Source organism: Enterobacter sp. RHBSTW-00175 (genome assembly GCF_013927005.1).
Classification (GTDB): domain Bacteria; phylum Pseudomonadota; class Gammaproteobacteria; order Enterobacterales; family Enterobacteriaceae; genus Enterobacter.
In genome coordinates this window covers 87267-110912 of sequence record NZ_CP055930.1, presented here as the reverse complement: position 1 = coordinate 110912, position 23646 = coordinate 87267, and the positions used below count along the sequence as shown (strand labels likewise).

Annotated in this window: 15 protein-coding genes and 1 tRNA gene; 8 read left to right on the top strand and 8 right to left on the bottom strand. The window is 50.1% G+C overall.

Features of this window, described 5'->3' with window-relative positions; translation table 11 throughout:
* Positions 1-14: 14 nt before the first annotated feature.
* The 3 genes from HV107_RS00550 to shiA form a co-directional block, all read right to left on the bottom strand.
* Positions 15-1787, bottom strand: coding sequence for an aminopeptidase P family protein (locus tag HV107_RS00550; RefSeq protein WP_182061635.1), 1773 nt, complete (start codon positions 1785-1787; stop codon positions 15-17).
* Between the two features lie 18 nt (positions 1788-1805).
* A complete protein-coding gene (locus HV107_RS00545; protein ID WP_182061634.1) occupies positions 1806-3260 on the bottom strand; it encodes an AMP nucleosidase in 1455 nt (484 codons plus the stop codon).
* 153 nt (positions 3261-3413) lie between these two features.
* Positions 3414-4730, bottom strand: a complete 1317-nt coding sequence (gene shiA / locus HV107_RS00540; protein ID WP_182061633.1) for a shikimate transporter — start codon at positions 4728-4730, stop codon at positions 3414-3416.
* A gap of 228 nt (positions 4731-4958) precedes the next feature.
* Here shiA and ldtA point away from each other — a divergent pair, with 228 nt between their 5' ends.
* Positions 4959-5858 (top strand): L,D-transpeptidase, encoded by a 900-nt coding sequence (gene ldtA, locus HV107_RS00535; protein ID WP_182061632.1) that lies wholly within the window; start codon positions 4959-4961, stop codon positions 5856-5858.
* Between the two features lie 106 nt (positions 5859-5964).
* Here the strand turns inward: ldtA and HV107_RS00530 are convergent.
* Positions 5965-6040, bottom strand: a tRNA-Asn gene (locus tag HV107_RS00530).
* A gap of 322 nt (positions 6041-6362) precedes the next feature.
* Here HV107_RS00530 and nac point away from each other — a divergent pair.
* From nac to drt3b, 6 genes are all read left to right on the top strand, one after another.
* On the top strand, positions 6363-7280 hold the full coding sequence (gene nac / locus HV107_RS00525; protein WP_014070886.1) for a nitrogen assimilation transcriptional regulator NAC: 918 nt from the start codon (positions 6363-6365) through the stop codon (positions 7278-7280).
* A 96-nt stretch (positions 7281-7376) separates the two neighbouring features.
* Entirely contained in the window at positions 7377-8327 is a 951-nt protein-coding gene (cbl, locus tag HV107_RS00520; protein ID WP_182061631.1) for an HTH-type transcriptional regulator Cbl, read from the top strand.
* Positions 8328-9032: 705 nt separating this feature from the next.
* Positions 9033-9926 carry a restriction endonuclease gene (locus tag HV107_RS00515; RefSeq protein WP_172972901.1) on the top strand — a complete coding sequence of 298 codons (894 nt, stop codon included), beginning with the start codon at positions 9033-9035 and terminating at the stop codon, positions 9924-9926.
* Positions 9927-10238: 312 nt separating this feature from the next.
* Positions 10239-12917 (top strand): TrlF family AAA-like ATPase, encoded by a 2679-nt coding sequence (locus HV107_RS00510; RefSeq protein WP_151711945.1) that lies wholly within the window; start codon positions 10239-10241, stop codon positions 12915-12917.
* 199 nt (positions 12918-13116) lie between these two features.
* Positions 13117-14466, top strand: coding sequence for an antiviral reverse transcriptase Drt3a (drt3a, locus tag HV107_RS00505; protein WP_151711915.1), 1350 nt, complete (start codon positions 13117-13119; stop codon positions 14464-14466).
* A complete protein-coding gene (gene drt3b / locus HV107_RS00500; RefSeq protein ID WP_182061630.1) occupies positions 14459-16501 on the top strand; it encodes an antiviral reverse transcriptase Drt3b in 2043 nt (680 codons plus the stop codon). Before drt3a ends, drt3b begins: the two co-directional genes overlap by 8 nt.
* A 1406-nt stretch (positions 16502-17907) precedes the next feature.
* Here the strand turns inward: drt3b and HV107_RS00495 are convergent.
* The gene (locus HV107_RS00495) at positions 17908-18210 is read right to left on the bottom strand and encodes a hypothetical protein (RefSeq protein WP_182061629.1); all 303 of its coding nucleotides are present in this window, start codon (positions 18208-18210) and stop codon (positions 17908-17910) included.
* A 232-nt stretch (positions 18211-18442) separates the two neighbouring features.
* Between HV107_RS00495 and HV107_RS00490 the strand changes: the two genes are divergently transcribed.
* Positions 18443-18853 (top strand): hypothetical protein, encoded by a 411-nt coding sequence (locus HV107_RS00490; RefSeq protein WP_182061628.1) that lies wholly within the window; start codon positions 18443-18445, stop codon positions 18851-18853.
* Here HV107_RS00490 and HV107_RS00485 read toward each other — a convergent pair.
* The 3 genes from HV107_RS00485 to HV107_RS00475 form a co-directional block, all read right to left on the bottom strand.
* A complete protein-coding gene (locus tag HV107_RS00485) occupies positions 18850-19062 on the bottom strand; it encodes an AlpA family phage regulatory protein (RefSeq protein WP_223226875.1) in 213 nt (70 codons plus the stop codon). The two genes, HV107_RS00490 and HV107_RS00485, sit on opposite strands and share 4 nt — an antisense overlap.
* A gap of 111 nt (positions 19063-19173) precedes the next feature.
* Positions 19174-22674: a DEAD/DEAH box helicase gene (locus HV107_RS00480; protein WP_182061627.1), complete on the bottom strand. Its 3501-nt coding sequence runs from the start codon at positions 22672-22674 to the stop codon at positions 19174-19176.
* A complete protein-coding gene (locus tag HV107_RS00475) occupies positions 22661-23437 on the bottom strand; it encodes a DUF1837 domain-containing protein (RefSeq protein WP_151711919.1) in 777 nt (258 codons plus the stop codon). The genes HV107_RS00480 and HV107_RS00475 overlap by 14 nt, the downstream gene beginning before the upstream one ends.
* Positions 23438-23646: the final 209 nt, after the last annotated feature.

Here is a 23646-nt window from a genome sequence, read left to right as displayed (position 1 = left end):
AAAACAACAGCACCCTACCGGGTAACGCGAATCGGCGCCGTCGCCTCAAACAGCCACGGCCGTGCATCGCTGTCTACCCGCGGCGATAACACATCGCGAACCTGCTGGTGGTACTCGTCCAGCCACTGTTTTTCCTGCTCGTTCAACAAATGCAGCTCAACCTGGCTCAGGTCAATCGGGATCAAGGTCAGAGAGGCAAATTTACAGAAGCCCGGGCGGCTCTCGACAATTTCCACCTGGTTTTCAATACGAATACCGTGGCTGTCAGCCAGATAGTAACCAGGTTCAATGGTCATGATATTTCCTGCCACCAGCGGCCACGGGTTAACCTTCTTCGCTAAACGATGCGGGTTCTCGTGGATAAGCAGCTGATGGCCCACCCCGTGTCCGGTACCGTGATCGTAATCCAGACCCATTTCCCACAGCGGGCGACGCGCAAATGCATCCAACTGGTGCCCCTGAGTCCCGGACGGGAATTGCAGCGTAATCAGCGATAAAAAGCCTTTCAGCACGGCGGTGTAGTGCAAACGCTGCTGTGGTTCAACTTTGCCCCATGCCAGCGTGCGCGTAGCGTCCGTGGTGCCGTTGCGGTACTGACCGCCGGAGTCATTCAGGTAAAAATGGTCATGACCAATAGGCTTGTTGCTGGTTTCACTTGAGTGGTAATGGCACATCGCCGCATTGCTGGACGAAGCAGAAATAGTGGCAAAACTCTGTTCGATAAAACCTGGCTGACGCTCGCGGAACACCAACTGCTGTGCCTGAACATCCAGTTCCGTCAGCGGTTTGCCCGCGGCAACGCGTTGTGGCACTTCGCGTGACAGCCAGGCCAGGAAATTCACCCACGCCGCGCCATCCTGATGATGGCAGTCACGGTATCCGGCAAGCTCAGTTGGATTTTTTCCGGCCTTCATCAGAGTGATTGGGTCAGTCTGCCAGACAATTTCCCCCTGTGGCTCAATGGCAAAACGCAATGCCACAGGCGCAGAATCGGCGTCGACCAGAACGCGTTTACCCTTTGAAATCTCCTGACAACGCCCGATAAAAGCATCCTGCGGTGAAAGCGTGAAAGCCTCTTTTACCGCGTCGGGGAGTTCGCTCAGCTTGTTGTCGTTAACAAACCACTCAACAGCACCGTCACGGTTGAGCAGGGCAAATGAGAGGGGAACCGGGCTGGTCGGAATATCAGAACCGCGCACGTTCAGTAGCCAGGCGATGTTGTCCGGCAGCGTAATGGCCAGATAATCCGCATTTTTCTCAGCGAGGATCTTCGCAACACGCTGGCGTTTATCGGCGCTACTCTCGCCGCTTACCGCATCCGGCATCTCGCGGATAAGCCCCGCAGGTGCCGCAGGGCGGCCTGCCCATAGCGTATCGAACGGAGAAGTCTTCAGCGGCACCAGCTCGCACGGCGTGGCTGACAGCTGCTGATAGTCTGAATTAGTCATCAACAGCGCCTCAAAACCAATGCGCGTCCCTTCCTTAATGTTTTGCGCCAGCCATTGTGCCAGCGGCTCGTTGTGCAGATGGTGGATCTCAACGTCGTCCAGATTGACCTGAACGCGCGCCTGGACCTGATAGCGGCCATCAACGAACAGTAGCGCTTTGTCTTTCAGTACCAGCGCCAGCCCGGCGGAGCCGTCAAAGCCTGTCAGCCAGGCCAGTTTTTCGTCGTACGGCGCGCAGTACTCGCTTTGCCAGGCATCGGCACGTGGGACGATCATCCCGTCGAGATGGTTTTCTTCCAGCCACTGACGCAGTGCAGCGAGCGATGATGTGGTGTGCATTGTTTTTCCTTTTTGTTATTAGCGGAACGGCGGCTCGTTGAAGGTACGCAATTTGCGGGAGTGCAGTTTATCGCCTTCCGCACGCAGTAAATCGATGGCGCGAATGCCGATTTGCAGGTGTTCGGAAATCGCGCCTTCATAGAAACGATTTGCCTGGCCGGGAAGTTTGATTTCCCCGTGTAGCGGTTTATCAGACACACACAGCAGCGTGCCGTAAGGAACGCGGAACCGGTAACCCTGTGCGGCGATGGTGGCGCTTTCCATATCGATAGCCACCGCGCGGCTTAAGTTGAAACGCAGCGCAGAGGCAGAGTAGCGCAGCTCCCAGTTGCGGTCATCGGTGGTGACAACCGTGCCGGTACGCAGGCGTTGTTTAACTTCTTCGCCCGGCATCCCGCTGACCTCTTTGGTGGCGTCGTACAGCGCGCGCTGGACTTCGGCAATGCTTGGGATCGGGATATCAGGCGGCAGTACCGCATCCAGCACGTGATCGTCACGCAGATAGGCATGAGCCAGTACGTAATCGCCAATCAACTGGCTTTCACGCAATCCGCCGCAGTGGCCAATCATCAGCCAGACGTCCGGGCGCAGCACCGCCAGATGGTCACAGATGGTTTTGGCGTTAGAGGGGCCAACGCCGATGTTGATCAGGGTGATCCCCTGGCCGTCAGCGGTGATCAGGTGCCAGGCAGGCATCTGGTGCTTTTTCCATGCCAGGTCGGAAATGGCCTGCTCGGGGGCTTCGGTTTCGGCCGTGATCCAAATTCCCCCCGCGCAGGAGAGCGCGATATACGGGCTATCCGGGTCAAGGATTTGGCTGCAACCCCAGCGAACAAACTCATCTACATAGCGGGTGTAGTTGGTAAACAACACGAAAGGCTGGAAATGCTCCACTGGCGTGCCGGTGTAGTGGCGCAGGCGGGCCAGTGAGAAATCCACGCGACGGGCATCAAAATGCGAAAGCGGGGAATACTCAGCCGGGTGATAAATACCATCCGCGGTTTCATCGCCAATCTGCGACAACTCTGTGGTCGGGAAGTGACGCGTCAGCCCCGCACTCATTGAACGGTCAAGAGTCAGCGCAGAGCCGTCAATCACATAGGGATACGGGATTTCATGATGAGAGGGTTCAACACTGATGTGCGCACCGTAATCCTGGAACAGCAGCGAGAGCTGTTCTTCAAGGTAAGGGCGGAACAGGGCAGGGCGGGTGACGGTAGTGGTGTAGCAGCCTGAGTGCGTAAAGCGCGCATAGGCACGGGTTTTTGGCGTGTTGGTGGCGCTTCCGTCCCAGGTGACGGAGAGTGCTGGATAAACAAAAAGGCCATTGCTTCTGGCCTTATCGTCGGGAAGTTTTCCGTTTTCAATGTACTCACTAATGGCGCTGCGCAACGCGTTAACAGACTGTTCGTACAGCGCATCGAGTTTTTCCAGTGCCTGAGCCGGGGTCAGGCTGGAGCCCTTATTATTCATCTCTGTCTCCTTGTTCCACAGGTGTGCGGCTACACCCGATAGTATGTCACAGGAGTGTGAAACAAAAGTCGGTATTCAGGGATATGACAAAAGGCTGCCGCAATAGCCGTGACACGTAAAACAGCGGCGGAAGCAACGGCTTCCGCCTGGGGATCAAGGGTGAGAGGTCTCTTTCATCAACAGGGCTGTTGCCGCCGAAACCAGGCAGCCACCCAGCAGATAAATTGCCACGCTGTGCCAGTTACCCCCGGAAAAGGTGACCAGCGCGGCAGCAATAAACGGGGTAAACCCACCGCCCACCACGCTCGCAACCTGATACCCTACGCCAGCACCGCTATAGCGATAACTCGCGCCGAACAGTTCGGTAAACATGGGCTGCTGCACGCACACCACCATGTCATGCGCGATATTTGCCAGCATGATGGCAAAAAAGACGATCCAGAAGACTGACTGCGCTTCCAGTGCCATAAAGAATGGCCAGGCGCTAAGCGTGCCAATCAGCGCGCCAGTGATATAGACGCGGCGGCGGCCAAACCGGTCGGCCAGCCAGGCAAAGCAGGGGATAGTCAGACAGCTTATGCCACCCACCAGCAGCCCGATATTCAGGAACAGCTCGCGCGGTAACCCCAGATTCTGCGTCGAATAATTAAGGGCGAAGGCGGTGACGATATACATGGTCAGCAGCTCGCACAGACGCAGGGCAATAATTTTCAGAAAAGCGCCAGGGTGCTGGGCAAGTGCTTCCATCACGGGCAGTCGTTTTTTAACCACCGGTTTTTCCTGCTGCTGCTTCTCAAATTCCGCAGATTCCTCCATGCCGTTACGCACCCACAGTGCCGCTATCACCAGAACGATGCTGAAGATAAAGGGAATACGCCATCCCCAGCTCAGGAACTGCTCGTCGGTAGTCATTTGGCTAATCAGCGATACCAGCCCGGTTGAGAGCAGCAGGCCAACGCCATACCCCACCTGCACACCGCTGCTGTAAAACGCTTTCTTATTCTTAGGCGCACTTTCCACAGACAACAGCGCAGCACCCCCCCATTCACCGCCAACGGCGAAACCCTGAATCGCACGCAGGATGACCAGCAGAACGGGTGCCCACCAGCCAATAGAGGCAAATGACGGCAGGATACCGATAAGCGCGGTGGCACCGCCCATCATCCACACGGTGAGCATCAGCATCCGCTTGCGCCCGAGACGATCGCCAAAGTGGCCGAAGATCACGCCGCCGAGAGGGCGGAACAGAAATCCCACGCCGAACGTGGCAAACGCGGCCAGTGTGCCCATCGCAGGGCTAATCTGGGGGAAGAATTCACGGTTAAATACCAGGGCGGCAGTGATGCCATAGAGCAGAAAATCATACCAGTCGACGACGGCCCCTGCGAAGCTACCGAGAGCGGCGCGGCGGGCACGATTGAGCGAAGGTGTCTCCTCATTAGGGCGTGCGGAGGTGAGGGTGGAGTCCATAGTTGTCCTGTCTGTACTGATTTTAATTATTGGTATAAGAAAAGGTTACTCACATTGCATCCGTCATATTGGCGGAACATATGAGACTACCGCGACAGGGGGCATGAGGAAACTGATTTTATTTCCTGATGATTCACAAAAAGTGCCCATAATGAGGCGCTGCGGGACGGTAAGAACAATAAAAAAGACTATACTTATCTGATACGTGGAACGACTGAGGAAGGGATTATGCGTCGTGTAAGTTTGTTTGGTTGTATTGCTGCTTTAATGGTCAGTCAGAGTGCGCTGGCGCTAAGTTACCCGTTGCCCCCAGAAGGAAGCCGGCTGGTGGGGAGCACGCAGGTTATTACCGTTCCACATGGCAGTACCTTGCCGCTTGAAGCGTTTGCTGCGCAATACGATCAGGGGCTCAGCAATATGCTGGAGGCCAACCCGGGCGCGGATCCGTTTTTACCCAGAGCAGGTTCACAACTTATTATTCCCCAGCAGCTGATCCTGCCAGATACGGTACGGGAAGGGATTGTGGTGAATGTGGCAGAGATGCGTCTGTACTACTACCCGCAAGGCGGTAACACCGTTGAGGTGCTGCCTATTGGGATTGGCCAGGCCGGACGTGAAACACCGCGTAACTGGGTGACATCCGTGCAACGTAAACAGGTGGGGCCGACCTGGTCGCCGACACCGAATACGCGCCGGGCCTATGCTCAGGAAGGCAAAACCCTGCCAGCCTTTGTGCCCGCCGGCCCTGATAATCCGATGGGTCTGTATGCCATTTATATTGGCAGAATGTATGCAATACATGGCACGAATGCCAATTTTGGTATCGGGCTGCGCGTGAGCCAGGGCTGCATTCGTCTGCGCAACAATGATATCAAATACCTGTTCGACCAGGTTCCGGTCGGGACGCGCGTTCAGATAATCGATCAGCCGGTCAAAATGACCACCGAACCGGATGGCAGTCGCTGGCTGGAAGTGCACGAGCCGTTGTCGCGTAATCGTGCGGAATTTGAATCAACAAATAAAGTGCCGCTGCCTATTTCCTCTGCCATGCGTGCAGAGCTTAACAATGAGGGGGCTGCCAGCGTGCTGGAACGTCGCTCCGGGATGCCGGTGAAGATTGGACCCTGACGTTGCGGATAGCTCCTGTAGGCCGGGAAAGGTGAAGCCGCCACCCGGCAGTTTTACAGAACGCAGAAAAGCAAAAAGCCTGCTTTAAAAGCAGGCTTTTCAAATTTGGCTCCTCTGACTGGACTCGAACCAGTGACATACGGATTAACAGTCCGCCGTTCTACCGACTGAACTACAGAGGAATCGTGTGAACGGGGCGCATATTATCGATGTCAGTTACCCTTGTCAAAGGGTGGATCACCACCTTTTGATCGTTTGCTGACAAAATCAGCAAAGTGGTGTTTTTGACAACGGATTGCACCGTTATAGTGCAAGCATACCCCTTATGGGGCAGATCCTAAACCGCTGTTTCGGTAATAAAACTGACACTGACGATTAGATTTCCTTATTTTCAGGCGTTTAGCAGACATATCAGACCTCTTATAAAAACTGGCATTCATATTGCAAAAACCTCTTCAACAATTAGAGCCAGTACCGGCACTGCATTATCGAACAGGGGGCAAAATGAACTTAAGACGACTGAAATACTTCGTAAAAATCGTCGATATCGGCAGCCTGACCCAGGCCGCGGAAGTGTTGCATATCGCGCAGCCTGCGCTGAGTCAGCAGGTGGCCACTCTGGAAGGTGAGATGGATCAGCAACTGTTGATCCGTACAAAGCGTGGCGTGACGCCAACCGAAGCCGGCAAGATCCTTTATACCCACGCACGTACGATTCTGCGCCAGTGTGAACAAGCACAACTGGCTGTGAATAACGTGGGCCAGACGCTGAGCGGACATGTCTCTATTGGGCTGGCGCCAGGCACTGCCGCTTCTTCTATTACCATGCCGCTGTTGCAGGCAGTACGCTCCGAATTACCTGACGTGCTGGTTTATCTGCACGAAAACAGTGGTTCGGTGCTGAATGAAAAACTGCTGGGCGGGCAGCTGGATATGGCTGTGCTGTATGACCGCTCCCCGGTCGCCGGTATCACCAGCCAGCCGCTGCTGAAAGAAGATCTGTACCTGGTGGGAACCCGTGATTGCCCGGGGCAGAGCATTGACCTGACCGCCGTCGCGGAGATGAATCTCTTCCTGCCGCGTGATTACAGCGCCGTGCGTGTCCGTGTGGATGAAGCGTTTTCTCTGCGCCGTCTGACGGCAAAAATCATCGGTGAAATCGACTCAATCTCCACGCTGACGGCTGCCATTGCCAGCGGAATGGGGGTTACCGTGTTGCCAGAATCAGCGGCTCGCTCACTGTGCAGCGCAGCGAATGGCTGGATGGCGCGGATCACGACACCATCCATGAGCTTACCGCTGTCGCTGAATATGTCCGCGCGGGGCTCTTTGTCGCCGCAGGCGCAGGCAGTAAAAGAGATCCTGATGTCTCTGGTGAGCAAACCGTCGCTGGAAAACCGCGAGCTGCAACTCGTAAGCTGATATTCCATAAAAGCATAAGATGCTGGTTTTTATTATTTGTTCTGCGGGTCAGCTAACTCTAACAATAGAGCTATGTCAGATGCGCCGGAGTGAATCGTGAATTTCCAGCAACTTAAAATTATCCGTGAGGCAGCGCGGCGGGATTACAACCTGACCGAAGTTGCCAACATGCTTTATACCTCTCAGTCCGGCGTCAGCCGCCATATCCGCGAGCTGGAAGAGGAGCTTGGGATTGAGATCTTTATTCGTCGTGGTAAGCGTCTGCTTGGTATGACGGAGCCCGGTAAAGCGTTACTGACCATCGCTGAGCGAATTCTCAACGAGGCCAGTAACGTTCGCCGCCTGGCCGATCTCTTCACCAACGACGCTTCCGGTGTGCTGACCATTGCCACTACCCACACCCAGGCACGTTACAGTTTGCCGCCGGTGATTAAAGCGTTTCGCGAACTTTTCCCTGATGTGCGTCTGGAGCTTATCCAGGGTACGCCTCAGGAAATTGAAGTATTGCTGCAAAACGGCGGGGCAGATATCGGGATTGCGAGTGAGCGTCTGAGTAACGATCCGCTGCTGGTGGCCTTCCCGTGGTTCCGCTGGTATCACAGCCTGCTGCTGCCGGTTGACCATCCGCTTAATCAGGTTTCGCCGCTGACTCTCGAAGAGATCGGCAAATGGCCGCTTATTACCTATCGACAAGGGATTACCGGGCGTTCACGTATTGATGAGGCGTTCAACCGCAAAGGGTTGACGCCGGACGTGGTGCTGAGCGCGCAGGACTCCGACGTGATCAAAACCTATGTTGAGCTGGGGTTGGGGATAGGCCTTGTGGCGGAGCAGTCCGGCGGCGAGCGTGAGGTGGGAAATCTTGTGCGCCTCGATACCCGGCATCTGTTCGATGCCAACACCGTCTGGCTCGGCCTGAAACGCGGGCAGTTACAGCGAAACTATGTGTGGCGGTTTATCGAGCTATGCAATGCGGGGCTGTCGGTGGATGAGATCAAACGCCAGGTGATGGAGCCAGAAGAAGTGGCGATTGATTATCAGATTTAGCCAGATTAGGGTTCACCAGGCCGGGTAAAGCGAAGCCGCCACCCGGCAGTTTTACGGAACGCAGAAAAGCAAAAAGCCTGCTTTAAAAGCAGGCTTTTCAAATTTGGCTCCTCTGACTGGGATCGCCTTTGCCAGTAACTGGCTAATAAGTAAACTAAACTTAAATTCTTATCCTGTCAAGACCACCAAAATGACCACCAATCGAAGTTGGTTATATAAACCTGATTTGAGCGGTCTCGTGCATTTGGTGATCGTTACTATGATCGTATCTACAAGGGCAGTCTGCTCTGTGTTCAGGCTGTGTGAAAACCGGCTTAGCTCAAAGCAATAACCGAATGCGAGACAAAACCAGCGTATTTAAGTTAAATCTGCGAGTTCTTACCAGGGAACAAATCGCAGTTCTCGCGTAGACGCACGTCCTATAGTTTGTAGTTAGAGTTTTCACACAGCATGTGCCTGAAGCGGACGTTGTTAACGAGAAGAGCATGAGAAAGCTGAAGTCGGTATAGGTGCAGCCAATGTGGTAAATGAGGGTTGAAACTATGAGAAGTAAAAACTATTTCCGGCTATGTCAGACATTTCCCTGAAGGAACTTAAAGTTCCTCGGTGGAAGTATAATATTATTGTTATCATAATTAGCAGAGCATATACTATTAGAGTACAACAGGCACTCTATTTTAATGATTTTATTAGGGAGCAATGTCAATGCTTAAAAATTGGAATGATTTAGAAAGTTATACCCAATATGTCTACTCGACCTTGCTTAACCCTCGAGATAATGGAGTAGAAGTTAGTCGTAACGTTATCCTTAAAGGATTAAAAGGTGAATATCAAATTGATGTATTTTACCAATTTGAAAATGCAGGCTTTATACATCGTGTAGCGATAGAGTGCAAATATCACAATCGCCCGCTTGATCGTGATACTATTATGCCATTTTGCAACAAAATTACTGATATTGGAAATATTATTGGGGTTATAGTTAGTAAGTCTGGTTACCAAAGTGGTGCAAAAGAATACGCTGAAAAACATGGCATTACTTTGTTGAAAACTGAAGATTTACCAAGATTTAACATTTTGGTTGCTGATTATTTGATAAATTCAATTTTACCTACAAAAGACTGGGTCGGTGAGCCTTTTTGGATTTTGATGGAAAGAGAGGAAGATAATGTTTCAGGTTCATACTACAAGTTTGCACAAAAACATAACGGAAGAGATGTAATGCCTTTATTCTTTTCAAAGCGTGAAGCAATCGACTTTCTAAATGAATTTGAGCAGGCACCGCATTTCGCAATAAGAGGTGTTCCGCAACATTATTTAAAACGTTTGATCGCAATAACAGAGCGTTTAAACCCTTTATTCTTCTTAATGCTTCCTGCTTTGAATGAAGAACAAGCGAAAGGTTTATTAATTGAACCAATTGAATTAATGAAAAGATATCTGTTATCAGAGATATTGCCTGAGGAATATCAAGAGTTTTACGTTAAAAGGAAGTTGCGTAACAAGAATGAACTTACTCTTTTAAAAATATTGAAAGCAATGAAAGGTAAAATTGGTGCAGGATTGGCGGACAAAATTTTAAAAAAGAAAAATAGGTAATTACGGAGTCGTGATCCCGGTAACCGTTCAACCTGATGTGCTGGCGTGAAAGATGAAGCGGAGGGCCATTTGATGAAAAAAAGATTAAACATTCGATGCAAAGCAAACGGTCCGCTGTGTGCCAAAAGCGGAAGTGATTAACATCCATATGTGTTGTTCAACGGGGAACGGGTCACTTCATTTTTCTGCCCTCAGGAAACGAAAAAAGCGCGCCGGATCAAATCTGCTTCACGCGAGTGCGTTAATCACGTAGCCGGGACGTTTCAACCTCATTAAGATGGCGGAGACACTTTCTGTATGAAGGATACGCCGGTGATAGGCTCACAATGGAATAAATGGGATTTACACATCCACAGTCCCCTGACATGGCTGGCCAACAGCTATACTCCGGATGATATTGAGAATTACGTTGGCACGCTGGGGGCGCATCAGCTGTCCCTCATCGCTGTGACGAACTACTTTTATTTCCGGCAGAACGAACTGGAAATCATCCGGGAGGAGATTGCCCGGCAGGGTCTGGCGATCACGGTACTTGCCAACGTGGAATTCCGTCTCGATCAGCAGAACCGGGATGACCAGTTCATTAACATCCATATTCTCTTTTCAGAAAAGCTCTCAACCGAGCGCATCAATGAAGCCCTTTCCCGCCTGCCGATCAGGCTGACGGATGGTGAGGGGAAGAATGTCTACTGCTGTGAGAAAAGCCTTGGCGACAGCGGGCACGGTGTCGATACCATCACTGTTGCACTGTCAGAGCTGACTTCCCATCTTAATTCCGCGCTGCGTCCATTCCAGGATTTTCTAATTGCAGTGTGCCCCAACGGTTACGGCGGATATCGTCCGGGGGGCACCGGACGGTCCGTAGCCGCCGCGACCGAGATTGACCGCCAGGGACAAATAATTTTCGGTGGTGCCGCCGATCGTGCATTTTACCTGCGGACCGACCGTTATCCCGGCGCCACAATCAAACCCGTCTTTCTGTGTTCGGACGCGCACAGCATGGCACAGATTGGCGGGCGTTATACGTGGGTAAAGGCGATGCCGACTTTTGAGGGACTCCGGCAAGCCCTACTTGAACCCGAGTCTCGACTGAGGATAGGGGATGACTGGCTAGCCACTCGCACACCCAAGGCCCACTTCAGTAAGATCGAGGTGGAAGGGACAATTTTTGACGGGCAGGAGATCCGTTTCCGGCAACTGGCAATCCCCCTGAGCCAGGACATGGTCGCCATTATCGGAGGCCGGGGAACCGGAAAAAGTCTGCTCCTCGATGCGCTTCGCTCCCGGTTTGCCGGAGCCGCCACCAGAGGAAGTGAGCAACGTGCGGTGAATGTGCAGAATCTCTGCGTTGAACTGGACAAGGCCAACGGGGAAAAAGTGCGCTTTGATGCACATTCAGAAGGATATGAATACCTTCACGTATCGCAGGGCGAGATCAAAAAACTCTGCCAGGAACCCGGTCTTATCAGCGACGAGATTAAAAAAATGCTGCGACTGTCTCCTCACCATGAGGCCGGCAGTACGGGCATTCAGCTGAACGAAAACCTCAGTGCCTGGCGCGCATGGCGTGAGTTTCTTACCTTTAAAAATGAGCGTGATGAGCCGATCAATACGCGGGCATTTCAGGAAGCCATGGCGAGAACGGCCCGGGAAAAAATTGATGTCCTGACCAGCAACCGTAACAGGGAGCTGATCGCGCGATTTCGTGACAACAGCGGCCGGCAGGCCACCCTGACACAGGCAAGAAAACACGCCACCGGGCTGCAAACAGCGATTGAAACCGTCGCTCGGGATCTAATTACAAAAGTTGACGCCGTCAATGCTGCCGTCGATGACGGCACGGTTATCCCGTACCCTGATCTGTCATTGCTTGATGCCGCCGTCGGGACAAAGCTGGCCAGCATTGACGAGCATACAGCCCGGCTTGCCGAGGATGATCGCCGTATCATTTCATCGTTTCAGGAGCAGGGGTTAGGGCAGGATATCGCTGGATTACTGGAGAAGGTGCAGGAATATCAGCTGCAGGCGGATCGTGCAGATGAACACTTGGGCACTATTGACGCCCGGGAGACACAGTATCAGCAGGAATTACTCCAGCGAGGCGTACTGGCTACCGCGTTTATTGACACGCTGCTGACAAGGCAGGAAATTATCGATACTGCTTATGGCTCTCTGTCCACCAGACCACACCTGACTGAAGATCAGCAGGCGCTGATCCGAGATATTCTGACGGACATTCGTATTTACGGCCGGCCGCATTTTGATGTAGCGGCGTTTTACAGCGGCTTGCTGGATCATATGAACCGCGGCCGGTTCAGGGCTTCCGCTGAACTGACATCTGTTGAAAGGCTACGCGATGTGTTCCAAGTGCAAACCATTGCTGATTTACATGCACTGCTCTCCAACGCTCCTGTAATGGCACTGCCGGAATGCCCAGACAGGAAACTCACCATTGAAGAATTTCTGTGGCGCATTGAGTACTTTAACAGCCCGGGACCATATGCCCTTCTGAGCTTCCTATTCAACCCGGAACATATCCAGCAATACCTGAGCGTCAGGGCAGAGTTTGAATACAAGGGAAAAACCGTCGAGAAACTGTCTGCCGGTCAGCGCGGAACCTTTTACGTCTGTCTCAAACTGGCTACGGATGCGTTTGGCTCACCTTTTGTCTTCGACCAGCCGGAGGATGATCTGGATAACGATTTCATCATGCACAATCTGGTGCCGCTGTTCCGGAAAATCAAACAGTACCGTCAGGTCATCATAGTGACTCATAACGCTAACCTAGTGGTGAATTGTGATGCGGAACAGGTGATCATTGCCACAAACGATGAAGAGATGATCAGTTACCGTGCAGGGGCACTGGAGTACGGCGATCATGACGCACCAAACAGCATGCGCAAAGCAATTTGCGATGTGCTTGAAGGGGGCCGCCACGCATTTGAGGCTCGGGAGCAGAAATACGGCATGCTCTGGCTCAATTCCTTATAGAGAAGAGCTTAAGAAAGAGAACCGGAGGTTCAAACAGCAGTTTGTGATCTGGTAATACAATGCATACAAACATGGAATGACAGAACATCAACTTAATACTCGGTTGATAAAGATTGACCGGGAACGTTCTGACGGTGAAAAACGATGATAATCACGGTAGAAAAATTTTTCGTAATATTGATCATAAAGGAGATTGAAAATGATTGATCAGTCTTTTTCAGCAAAAAATTTTAGAAGAATATACGACCTAGATAGGAAAAACAAAGGTACTATAGAAGTTGAACACTTTCCTGATGCTTATAAAATTAGGAAGAAAATGATAAGGTTAAAAGCTTTTATTTACTGGCACTCAAGAAGACTTAAAAGTGGTCAGATTAGCGCTGCTAAATTTGAAGAAAAGAAAAATATAATTAATGCGCATATTAAACTAAGGAAAGAACAATATAATAATGAAGTAAATGAAAAGTTGAAGATTATTGCAAGTAATGTCAGTGTAAAAGGGTACACGTTACCTTTGACGTTATTGCCACAACAAGTGAAAAATAAAAGTGTATATTCAATTGGAAATTCAGTTGAAGAATTATTTGTGTCTCGGCAAATAAAGTGTATTTTAAGCGCGTTATATACAATAAAATCAAATAATAGGGATCTGATTATCAGTCGCCTAAGCGCTTTGGCTAAGGAAATGAGTCCAAAGTATATAATTAGGGCCGATGTTGAAAGTTTTTATGAATCTATAAATCATAAGTCTTTATTAGATATGTTACATTCATCACCTAAATTATCTGTTCCTCCACGTCGGGTGATTACTCAGCTAATTAGAAAATATCAGGCTTTAACTGGATTAGATAAAGGGGTGCCTCGTGGTGTAGGCATAAGTTCGTATTTATCTGAGCTGTATATGAGTGTTGTAGATGATAAAATAAGAACCTTACCAGATGTTACTTATTATGAACGATTTGTAGATGACTTGATAGTAGTTTTCTCGCCAAATAAAGGGGGGAATACAGATGACTATCTCCCCAAAATCACTAATATTATAAATGATCGTGGATTGTTCCTAAATAATAAAACAAAAGAATTGGATTTATTTACACAAACTAATAAAAACTTTGAATATCTAGGATATAAATTTCAGCTAACAGCTGGAGGTTGTAGTATAAAAATGAGTTCTAATAAAGTTCAAAAAATTAGAGGTCGAATTGATAAAACATTTGATGAATATAATCAGAGTGTTAGTAAAACACCGAAGAGAGCAGCAAAAAATATTTTGCTTAGAATGAAGTTTCTTACCGGAAATACTCGGCTTTATAATAGTAAGTCAAAAGCTTTTGTTGGCATATATTTTAGCAATCGATTCATAACTGATTTATCTGACTTAAGTGGATTAGATGCTTATTTGTCGAATAAAATAAATGGATTGCAAGATCAGAAACTTAAAAAAAGAATTAGTAGATTTTCTTTTAGTAAAGGTTTTGAAGATAAAGTTTTCAGGAAATTTAGTTTCATCGAATTTAGCGAGATATCTAAGGGATGGTCACATGTCTAAAAAAGCATTATCTATAAATTTCCCTATAGAACGAGTAGTTCTTTCCGATTTTTTACCATATGAAGTTCCTATTATTTTTTCAAATAGACATTTTTATAACTTTATTGTTAAGTATCAAATAAAACATGATGGATTGAATTTTATATGGTTAAAGAGAGATGACTGTTTAAATAGTTTAATACTACTTTTATTGGGGCTTGAAAAGGGCACTGCAACAGTTGAAATAGTTGTTGATGGCATTAGTTATATTAAAACAAATATCGAGCATGCTAAACTGCCTAGTATTGCCTTTACTTTTCCAATTTCGCATAAACATAAAGAATACAGATATTTGTCTCTAATGCATCCTAAGGGGCAGTTATTAGGTGTTGATTTTTATAGAAATTATAAAGATTTAATAACATACTATTCTAATGTTAGCCCACTCAGCCTCAGATCAGCAAAAAGGGTCGCTGGTTGTACTTACATCGATTCCAAGTCTCTTATTGAAAGTTTTGAGAAAGAAGATTTAAGTATTGAGGTTGAAGGTCAGGATTATGAAAATTTAAAATCTTTTTTTGTTTATAAGAAATATCGTAATATTTTTGAGTTTTATGAATCTGAAGATCATCATTGGTGTGAAAAACGTTTTAATTTCCTCTCTAAATTAGATGTATCGAACTGTTTTGATTCAATATATACCCACTCAATTTCATGGGCTGTTTTGCAAAAAAATTATGCAAAACAACAGTTAAATAAGACAAAATCGACATTCCCATTTAAATTTGATCAATTAATGCAGAGGTCTAACTACAACGAAACAAATGGCATAATAATTGGACCGGAATTATCCAGAATTTTTGCAGAGATAATAATGCAGTCAGTGGATAACAATATAATTAATGATCTTAATAAAGAGGGTTTAGTTCTTGGGGGAGATTACCAAATATATCGCTATGTCGATGACTATTTCATTTTTTATAATGATGATGATGTGTTCAATAAAATTAGAATAAGTGCTCAGACAAATTTAAAAACTTACAAGCTAAGTTTGAATAAATATAAAGAAGAGAAATTTTCCCGTCCAATAATAACTCCCATAACTATTTCCAAGAAAAAAATAGCGAATTTGATATCTGAAAGAATATCTTATAACATCATTGACAATGATTCTTTAGACGAAGATTCAAATAAAGGCAATGTCTATATACATCAAAATAGTTTATCTACCGACTTTAAATCGATACTTTCTGTATCAGGCATAACATATTCGGATATCTTAAACTATTCATTGTCTATAATTGAAAGGAAAATCAAGACACTTTTTAAAGATTATAAAGAACTATCAAAAGAGGAAACTGGTGACCGCCAACTAATTAATGCTATTGTATCTGTGGTGAATTTCACATATTTTATATATGCAGTTGCCCCGAAAGTGAATAGCACCATAAAATTATGCAGGATAATTCAGCAAGTAATTATGTTTGTTAAAGATCAAAAGTTAGGCGAGGAATATCAACATATTGTATTCAAATGCGTATTCGATAACTCGTGTTCTATTTTAGACAAATATTCTGTTGATAAAACAACACCTATTGAAACTTTGTATTTGCTGGTGTTAATCAGGCAGCTTGGTAAATATTATTGGCTAGGCGAGAAAAGCTTAATAAAATATTTTAATATTGGCTTTGATGGAGATGCCTACACATTTGATGATAACTTAAATTACTTTTCTATTACTTCTTTATTGTTTTATATGAGTGACAAAAAAAGATATGATGGAGTCAGGAAACATCTTTTGCTTCATATTGAAAACATTTATAGCATGAAAATTGATACTCTTCTAAATGAGTCTGAAATGGTTCACTTAACGTTGGATCTAATAGCTTGTCCTTACATACCTGTTTCTTTTAAAAAATCTTTGCTTTCTCGTTATGGTATTGATAAATCTTGTGTGAAAAGAATTATCTCATTAAATGAATATTGGTTTACAAAATGGAATGACTTTGATTTTGCAAAGGAACTGGACGCGAAACTTAGCAACGCTGTATACTGAGAGGGAGCGCATCAGGCACCCTTAATGGCTGTTGGCAGCCGCACACACCAGCGCTAACAGGTATGATTGCCCTATGCATGGGAATTATGCTTGGCGAGATTCGTCTGAGTCTTTCCGTTGAGATAGCCCCCTACTACACAGCTTTTGGCCTATGTTGTAGGGGGTTGTCGATACTAAAGTGACCTAGGTACCATTCTCTCCAGCTTGGAGATACATTGGTGTCAAAACTAGCCTGACAATTTTCTTAAATACTTAATCTAAATTAATCAGTGTGCCAAGACTTTGCTCGGCGTTCTTGCATGTTTGATTCGTTGATTACCACAAATATAACAAGAACATGAACAAGGTGCTTGGTAAATTTCCCCTACAACTTTCGGTGTTTTAGCCACCGCAGTTCGATAGTTTTTCTTTTGGATTTTAACCGAGATATATGGTGGCGCCGCCAGGCCCGATTTCTAACCATTTCCATTCACTCCAATTTTCGAACACGGCGTCATACCGCGCCCTTATCAATCTTTGGAGTTTGATATCAACCTGATTTTTCATGAATATCTCTCAATTTGATGGCGCATTATATCATTAATTAGCAGATGAAAAGTCTGACACTCCACATTTTCATCTAGGCTCCACGTTGTCAGCTATAGGACAGGCGACAAGATCTATCAGCAAATATAGCGAGATTTACGGACGTGCCAGCATTTGTAATTTTGAAACGCACTGGTTCTGGATCAACGCCTAGAGTGGAAGGATGCCGCTGACCTAATCCACGTGATCAGATACTCAGGCTCGATAGAGGAAGTCGCAGCTCTATTCGTTCAGAGCTGCACCCAGAAGCCTTGAAGGACGGGCTAGCGGCGCTCGGCAGACGTTTTGGGGACGACGAGCATGGTGAAGGCTATGGGAAGGTGGGAGCTGTTGCTTATGCACGCTTCCACGGCGAAAACGACGAAGACGAAGATGAGCTTGTTGGTCGTCAGCGTTTTGCTGCAGGGTTAGCCCAGAGCTTACTGGCCGAGACTAAGAGGCAACGGGCAATCTAACGAAAACAGAATTGCCCCGTGCAAACTTGGTTTTTTGACTGTTCCATCTTCTCACTAGTCGCTGACAAAAATGTAATGTTTAACAGGGAGTGTTATAAGGAATTTTACAAAAAGCATTACACTTTATGTATTTTCTTGGGTGTCGAGGCACCAGGAGCCCTTTCCATATAGCCTGTTATTATTACTGATACATTCAGTCGTGATGCATCAGGTAAATCTAACCGTTCTAATCAGGAGTACGTCTTTTTCCGAAAAAAATACGCGACAGGTGGCCACATCTTCAGGGATACCTTGATCTGACGATATAACAATCCGCATGAACGTCAGCGGCCCCGCGGGCAGATATTTACAAAAAACACTTATTCATCAAGCAGAGGGCAGTTTGTTGAGTAACGCCTTAAGGTTCCAGGCATCCCACGGCAGATGTTCGGTAATACCAATAATCAAAATTCTTGTTTCTGCTGAGACATCACTAATTATTCTGAGTGTCTGGGAGAGATTTAATTTCCCTACCGGGTAGACCGCCTGCCAGTCAAATTCAGGTTCGGGCTCCGGGAACAGCAGCGAGCGGAAGACGTCCGGATTGAGGACGTCCAGATCCAGATGCACGGTAAGTCGCGGTTCATCTGTAACAACGTTGAAGGTATCCGGACCATGTGTAACGGGCATAACATCTGATCTTCCGGGCGATAGGAAAACGAGGTGCCCCGTTCCCAGCAAGGGACCATCGTGATCTTGGTGTTCGCTCTGTTATAGATGTTCATCTTTGGAATCAAGCAGGTTGGACCGGAACTGCTTTTACTCATTAGGGACCCTCGTATCCACCAGCGGTTGCGCTCATGTTTAAGCACGAGGATGTGCCGCCAGGAAGATCTTTGCACGTTGGCGTGAACGTCTAGGAATGGTCGATAAGCAGGACGAAATTTACATGGCGATTCTGCGGGGAATCTCCGTTAAACATCCGGCGCATTACCGTGTTCTTATCACTTCCAGGCTTTCTAATGATGAGGGCGAAACGTCAGGCAAGATCTTCATGATGGCATCACGTATGCAAACCATGTATGCAGAAACTGATGTCAACATGAGCCGCTTTCTTGATATTTACAGGCAGTCATGCGCGTATTTGCTTCTTCCCGCGATATTTAATGGAGGGGTTGAGCCGAAGCTTATTCCAGAGCTTGCTATCCTCAAGCGGGAGCTTAGTGTAAAGAACGCTATCGACGTGAACGAGCATGACGTTGAGGTGATGGCTCTTGGGGCGGAAGAGTATCGCCGTCGGTTCGAAACGTCTGGGCCCAGCAACAGAAGTTAGGGGCCGTTATCTGATACTGCAATGAGCCCATTGACGGGGCGAGTCCTGCGTAGTGTGACGTCTGGCCCTGTTAATCTGCTGCCGGAGCGCGAGGATTGTTTGCGTTCCTCGAGCCACGCTTCTACTTCGGCTAAGGCCCACACTACGTAGCGTGGCGTTAGATTGAAGCGACGCCGAAACTCGCCGCGGCGTTCCATTTCGTAGATCATCGTTTCGGCTAGTACGTCGCCACAGTCGCGGCAGGTTGTTCGCTCTCCATTCGCGACAGGTGCGCGCTTCTGGTCGTCGATCCAGGCATACCGCATCTTGGCCGTTCCCTTTTAGGCGTCGGCAGCTGGCCAACGCAACTTTCCGCGGCCGACGCGTAGAGCATCCACGAGCCGGGTTTTGCCCGGTAACCGTCCCGAGAATAGGCTGGGCTTGGGATCAACCGCTGGCTTCCTGAAGACGGCGATCCGCTGGTAGTCGGGGGTTGCCAGCCAAGTCCGCGCGTCCCCTTCGTCGGTGAGGATTCGATAGAGGCCAGCGGGCGGGGAGGACTCGGTATCGAGTAGGCGCTTGTAGCGTTCGACTGACCATTTCTGGATGCCTCCGCTGAGAGCTTCGGTTCGGAAGCGTGCCCATAACGCGGAGGTGTCGGGTGTTGGCCAGTCGCCTGCGTCGGTTTTGGCCGTAATCTCGTCGGATTCAAGCCAGGCCCGCATTTCTGCGGGCGTGACGAAGAGTGGCTCAGCATCTTCGATGGCCGCCATTGCCGCGCGCCGTGACGGCAGGCCTGCGCGGATCAGCATCGCCATCATGAACTGGGGGACACCGGTTTCGACCGCAGCCGCAGCACCGCCCGCCACCGTATCCGGCGACCAGCCGAAGGACATGCGCCGGGTGCGGACGGCTTCTAGCGCCCAGACTAGCCGATAGGTGAAGGCATCTTCGACCGCCCGCATGTTCTGCGGTCCGATCTTGGAGACTTCTTCCCCGGACACCCAACTACGTAGGATAGCTTTCCAGTTCGGCGGCAGCGCGTTCGCCTTGTCAGGGATGAAAGGCCGCATGAACAGCAGGCGTTCGCCGAGTCCGCCGAGAGCATCGGCGAGTTCGTGGATGTCGCCGCTCAACGCTGCACTGTCTGCCCTGTCGATGAGTTCGGCCAGCTCGTCCTCCATAGCGTCGATGAGGAGGCCAGCTTCGAGCCCGACTCCCATCGCGAAATGCCCGCGTCGCGTTGGGGTGGTGGTGGCTTTCCAGATGAGACCAGCGCGTGCTTCGAATACCTTCCGGTGCAGGGAAGCGACATCCTCGTCCTCCCGAGCAATTTGGCGAGCCCAGAGTGACCCCCTGAGCGCCTCGTCTAGAAGCTTAGGTAGATCGGCGCGATCAGCATCTAGGGCTTCGATCAGACCGAATACGGTGGCATCGAGGCGTTCGACGAGCTGAGACAGGGGCTCCTCGTCGATGGTTTCCTCCTCGTCGTCCGTCTCGTCTTCATCGTCGGTGGTAGCGTCGTATTCCACGGCGGCGGCCAGTCGTTCTGCCACCCCTGCTTCTTCGTCAAGTGACCTCCAAGCCTCGCGGGCGTTGGCGAGATATTCCCAGGCGTCATCTCTATCCAAGACGCCCTCGCGCGATAGACGCTCAATGATTTCGGCAACGATCTGGATAAGGCCGCTTTTAAGCGTCCTAGCCTTGGCAGAGGCGACCAGTTCCCTCCATTCTTTCTTTCGCCATTTGATTTTGTCGAACATGACATGGACGATCAGCCCCTCGACATCGACGAATGCACGTCCGGCGCGGCCGGCCACGTTCGCGAACTCCTCGCCTTTGATCTTCTCGGAGGCGCGATAGAGCGCGGGCACAAGCAGCACGGCAGCGTTGAGATTGAGGCCCTGCGCGAGCGTCGGCGAAGCGACAATGACCTTTAGCGCTCCTTCGGATAGGAGCAGTTCCAGTTCGCGTAGGAACGGGCTCGGCAGTCGGCCGTGATGAATGGCAACGCCCACCTTCAGGCTGGCCACGGCCGGGTGATTCTCGCCCAACCATTCCTTTCCGACTTCCAGGGCGCGGGCGATTGGAGCCTCGTCTTCCAGCAACGAGTCCAGATAGCCGCGCTTGCAGAGGTCCACGACTTGTTTGCCGTAGCTCTCAACCCAGTTTGCTTGGGTAGAGAAGATCAAGGTGCGCTTGCCCTGGCTCGCGAACTCCCATGCCGCGAACAGAGCGAGGTGCGAGTTCTTGCGTGGATAGGGCTTCTTCTCCTTCCCGATCGCTGGTTTTTCCGCGACGAATTTGTCAAGGAAGGGGCCATCGTCGTCTAGATCGAGCCGTAGCAACGCGTCCTTACCTCGCCAAGTAAGCACGCCGAATCTCTGGCGCGTTGGGCGCCAGTCGGAACGCACAGGCTCCCCGGGTTCGTCGGAACGAATCCATGCGGTAAGGTCGTCGAGTTCGTCGCCGCTTGGCAGGATCGCGGAAAGGCAAACTATTCGGCGCTCTGCCGCATCCGTGCGCCGAAGTAGGCGCTGCACGAGCGTCTCATAGCGGATTTCGCGCTCACTAGGACCGATCATGTGGCCTTCGTCGAGGACGATCAGGCCGACATCGTCAATCAGCGTCTGGTCGCTTCTCAGAGCGAAGTCGAGTTTTTCGGGCGTCGCAATGATGATCTCCCGTGTGCGGAGGGCGTCTTCATCACCGACCGAAAGGCCGCTGGCGCCGTAGAGAGAAGAGACACCAAATCCTAGTGGCGCGAAGGTCTTCCTGAAAGATCGTTCGGTCTGGGCCGAAAGAGCGCGCAGCGGTGTGACGATTAGCACCCGGCGTGCGGAGGATAGGGTCATTAACGCGGCAATCTCTGCCACTCGTGTTTTGCCCGCGCTGGTCGGCAGGGCGACGACCAGATCGTCCGTGACGTCTGTGGAGCGCTGGGCGGCTTCGCGCTGCGATGGCCATAGCTCCACCTCTGAGGTCTTGCGGGCGTAAAGTGAAGATATAAACAACCGCCGCAGGTCGGGATATTTTTCCTCCGCACCCTCGGGTGGCTCAGTCGGCAAATTCTGGTGTAGCGAGTGTTGCCACAAGTCGTCGATCAGGTGACGGCAGAGGTTCGAGATCCACCACAGCGGGACGTTCTCAGCGTTGTTGGCAAGCCCGACAGTGGTGGTAAGGAGCCCTCGTGCGGCTTCGATCGGCTCGACCTCGCCCGTCTCAAGCGCGAAGTCGAAAAATGCCAGGGCACGGCAGATCGTCGTATTGAGAATTGTCGACAGCACTTCGTCGACGTCAGCGTCTCCGCCCTGCAGTGCCGCCGCGAGCTGCTCATCGCCGTGAGCCCCATCATCCAACCAGTCGCGAACGAAGCCGCGAAGTTGGTCGAGATCGCGCAGTATCAGGTGTCGGATCGCTATTTCGCCGGGTGAGACGTTAAGGTCTTCCTCTGTCTCGTTGAAGATTGAAAAGGCGACGGCCGAGAAGCCGGCTAGATGGTAGGCTGCAGCAGCAATGGTGCGGCGGAATCCGCGATCAGGCGACTCTGGATTACCATTGCGCACCAGGGCTTCGAAGGCGTTGGCTGCGCGCTCAAAGGCCTTGCCAGTGAGTTCCGAAGCACCAGCCTGAGCCCGCAGTGCCATTGCGCCTCGAAGCAGGGCAAAACCGTGCTCGGCAAGATCTGTTTCGATGGTTGCGCCAAGCGGCGGAGCGTTTTGCGGCAATACGCCATCCTCGCGCATCAACGACCAAGCTGCACCGCGATAGAGGAGGCGCCCGAGAATACCGTCAACTGTAGCGGCCGTCAGGAAGGTGCTTAATTCTTCAGTCGTCTCCAAGATCTTCCGCCTCTAGGTACATTGCCGTAATGAAATCCTGATGGTCTTCGACGTGAATGTTCACGACGTAGTGGTCCCTGTTGACTCCAGCGGCTTCAAGGTTCTCTTTCAGGGATGCGTGAGGGCCGTTACCCGAAACGGTGAAGAGCATGTGGTCGATGCGATCGGCTCGCATAGATTTAAGACCCACTTCGTCGCGCAGGTCGCGACCCAGTGCGTTATCGCCAGCGTCGTTGCTCTCCAGCAGGCGATTGGCGACGAACAGCAGCGAGTCAGGCGTGCAGCGGCCATTGTCGCGGTCGAGGACCTTGCGGGCGGCGGTGACCGTGGTTTTGCCAAGCTTCTGGTTACTTTTAGCTTCACCTTTTAGCAGCCAGAGCTTATTGCCTTGGTAGCCCGCGCCGATGAAGTCATCGCCGCGCATGGCCATGTTACGGCCGTCCTTGTAACGGAGCCGGCGCACGGGTACCCGCAGACCGATTTCTTCCTCCACTAGTTCAGTCGCAAGGATTTCGCCGAGGTCGCCAGAGCGGCCCTTGGGGGTATTAGGCATTGCCTCGCTGAGGATCTTGGCAGCAACCTTGTATCCTAGTCGCCCTACGTCATCGGCGATGCGTTCAAGTCGGTCGTAGTGCGAGCGAATGGTCTCAGCAAGGTCCTCGCGGATATCATCGCGGCCGCCGTCCTTCTCGACATACGTCCAGTAATACTTGCGTTCGTCATTATCTTTAATGGACTCACACCACTTCTCATATAGCCCCACGGCGCTTCTCCCGATCAATCAGTTCTGATAACGACAAGATTTTCCCGATTCGAAATCGGCTTATTGAAAGAACCCATCGTCAGCGCTTTACCACGTATCTTGCAAAATGGCGTCAATCTCTTCCGCTCAGTTTCAGTCGCGCCAATCAATGGGAAGCCGCTCAGATTTCTTTCAATCACCAACAGGCAAAGATTTCTGATAATGTACCC

Excerpts from the sequence above, each read along its gene's own strand:
- drt3b (WP_182061630.1), top strand. The coding sequence starts at position 14,459 with ATGTCTAAAAAAGCATTATCTATAAATTTCCCTATAGAACGAGTAGTT.
- HV107_RS00495 (WP_182061629.1), bottom strand. The coding sequence starts at position 18,210 with ATGCCCGTTACACATGGTCCGGATACCTTCAACGTTGTTACAGATGAA.
- HV107_RS00545 (WP_182061634.1), bottom strand. The coding sequence starts at position 3,260 with ATGAATAATAAGGGCTCCAGCCTGACCCCGGCTCAGGCACTGGAAAAA.
- shiA (WP_182061633.1), bottom strand. The coding sequence starts at position 4,730 with ATGGACTCCACCCTCACCTCCGCACGCCCTAATGAGGAGACACCTTCG.
- HV107_RS00490 (WP_182061628.1), top strand. The coding sequence starts at position 18,443 with ATGGTCGATAAGCAGGACGAAATTTACATGGCGATTCTGCGGGGAATC.
- HV107_RS00515 (WP_172972901.1), top strand. The coding sequence starts at position 9,033 with ATGCTTAAAAATTGGAATGATTTAGAAAGTTATACCCAATATGTCTAC.
- ldtA (WP_182061632.1), top strand. The coding sequence starts at position 4,959 with ATGCGTCGTGTAAGTTTGTTTGGTTGTATTGCTGCTTTAATGGTCAGT.
- HV107_RS00485 (WP_223226875.1), bottom strand. The coding sequence starts at position 19,062 with ATGATCTACGAAATGGAACGCCGCGGCGAGTTTCGGCGTCGCTTCAAT.
- nac (WP_014070886.1), top strand. The coding sequence starts at position 6,363 with ATGAACTTAAGACGACTGAAATACTTCGTAAAAATCGTCGATATCGGC.
- HV107_RS00550 (WP_182061635.1), bottom strand. The coding sequence starts at position 1,787 with ATGCACACCACATCATCGCTCGCTGCACTGCGTCAGTGGCTGGAAGAA.
- drt3a (WP_151711915.1), top strand. The coding sequence starts at position 13,117 with ATGATTGATCAGTCTTTTTCAGCAAAAAATTTTAGAAGAATATACGAC.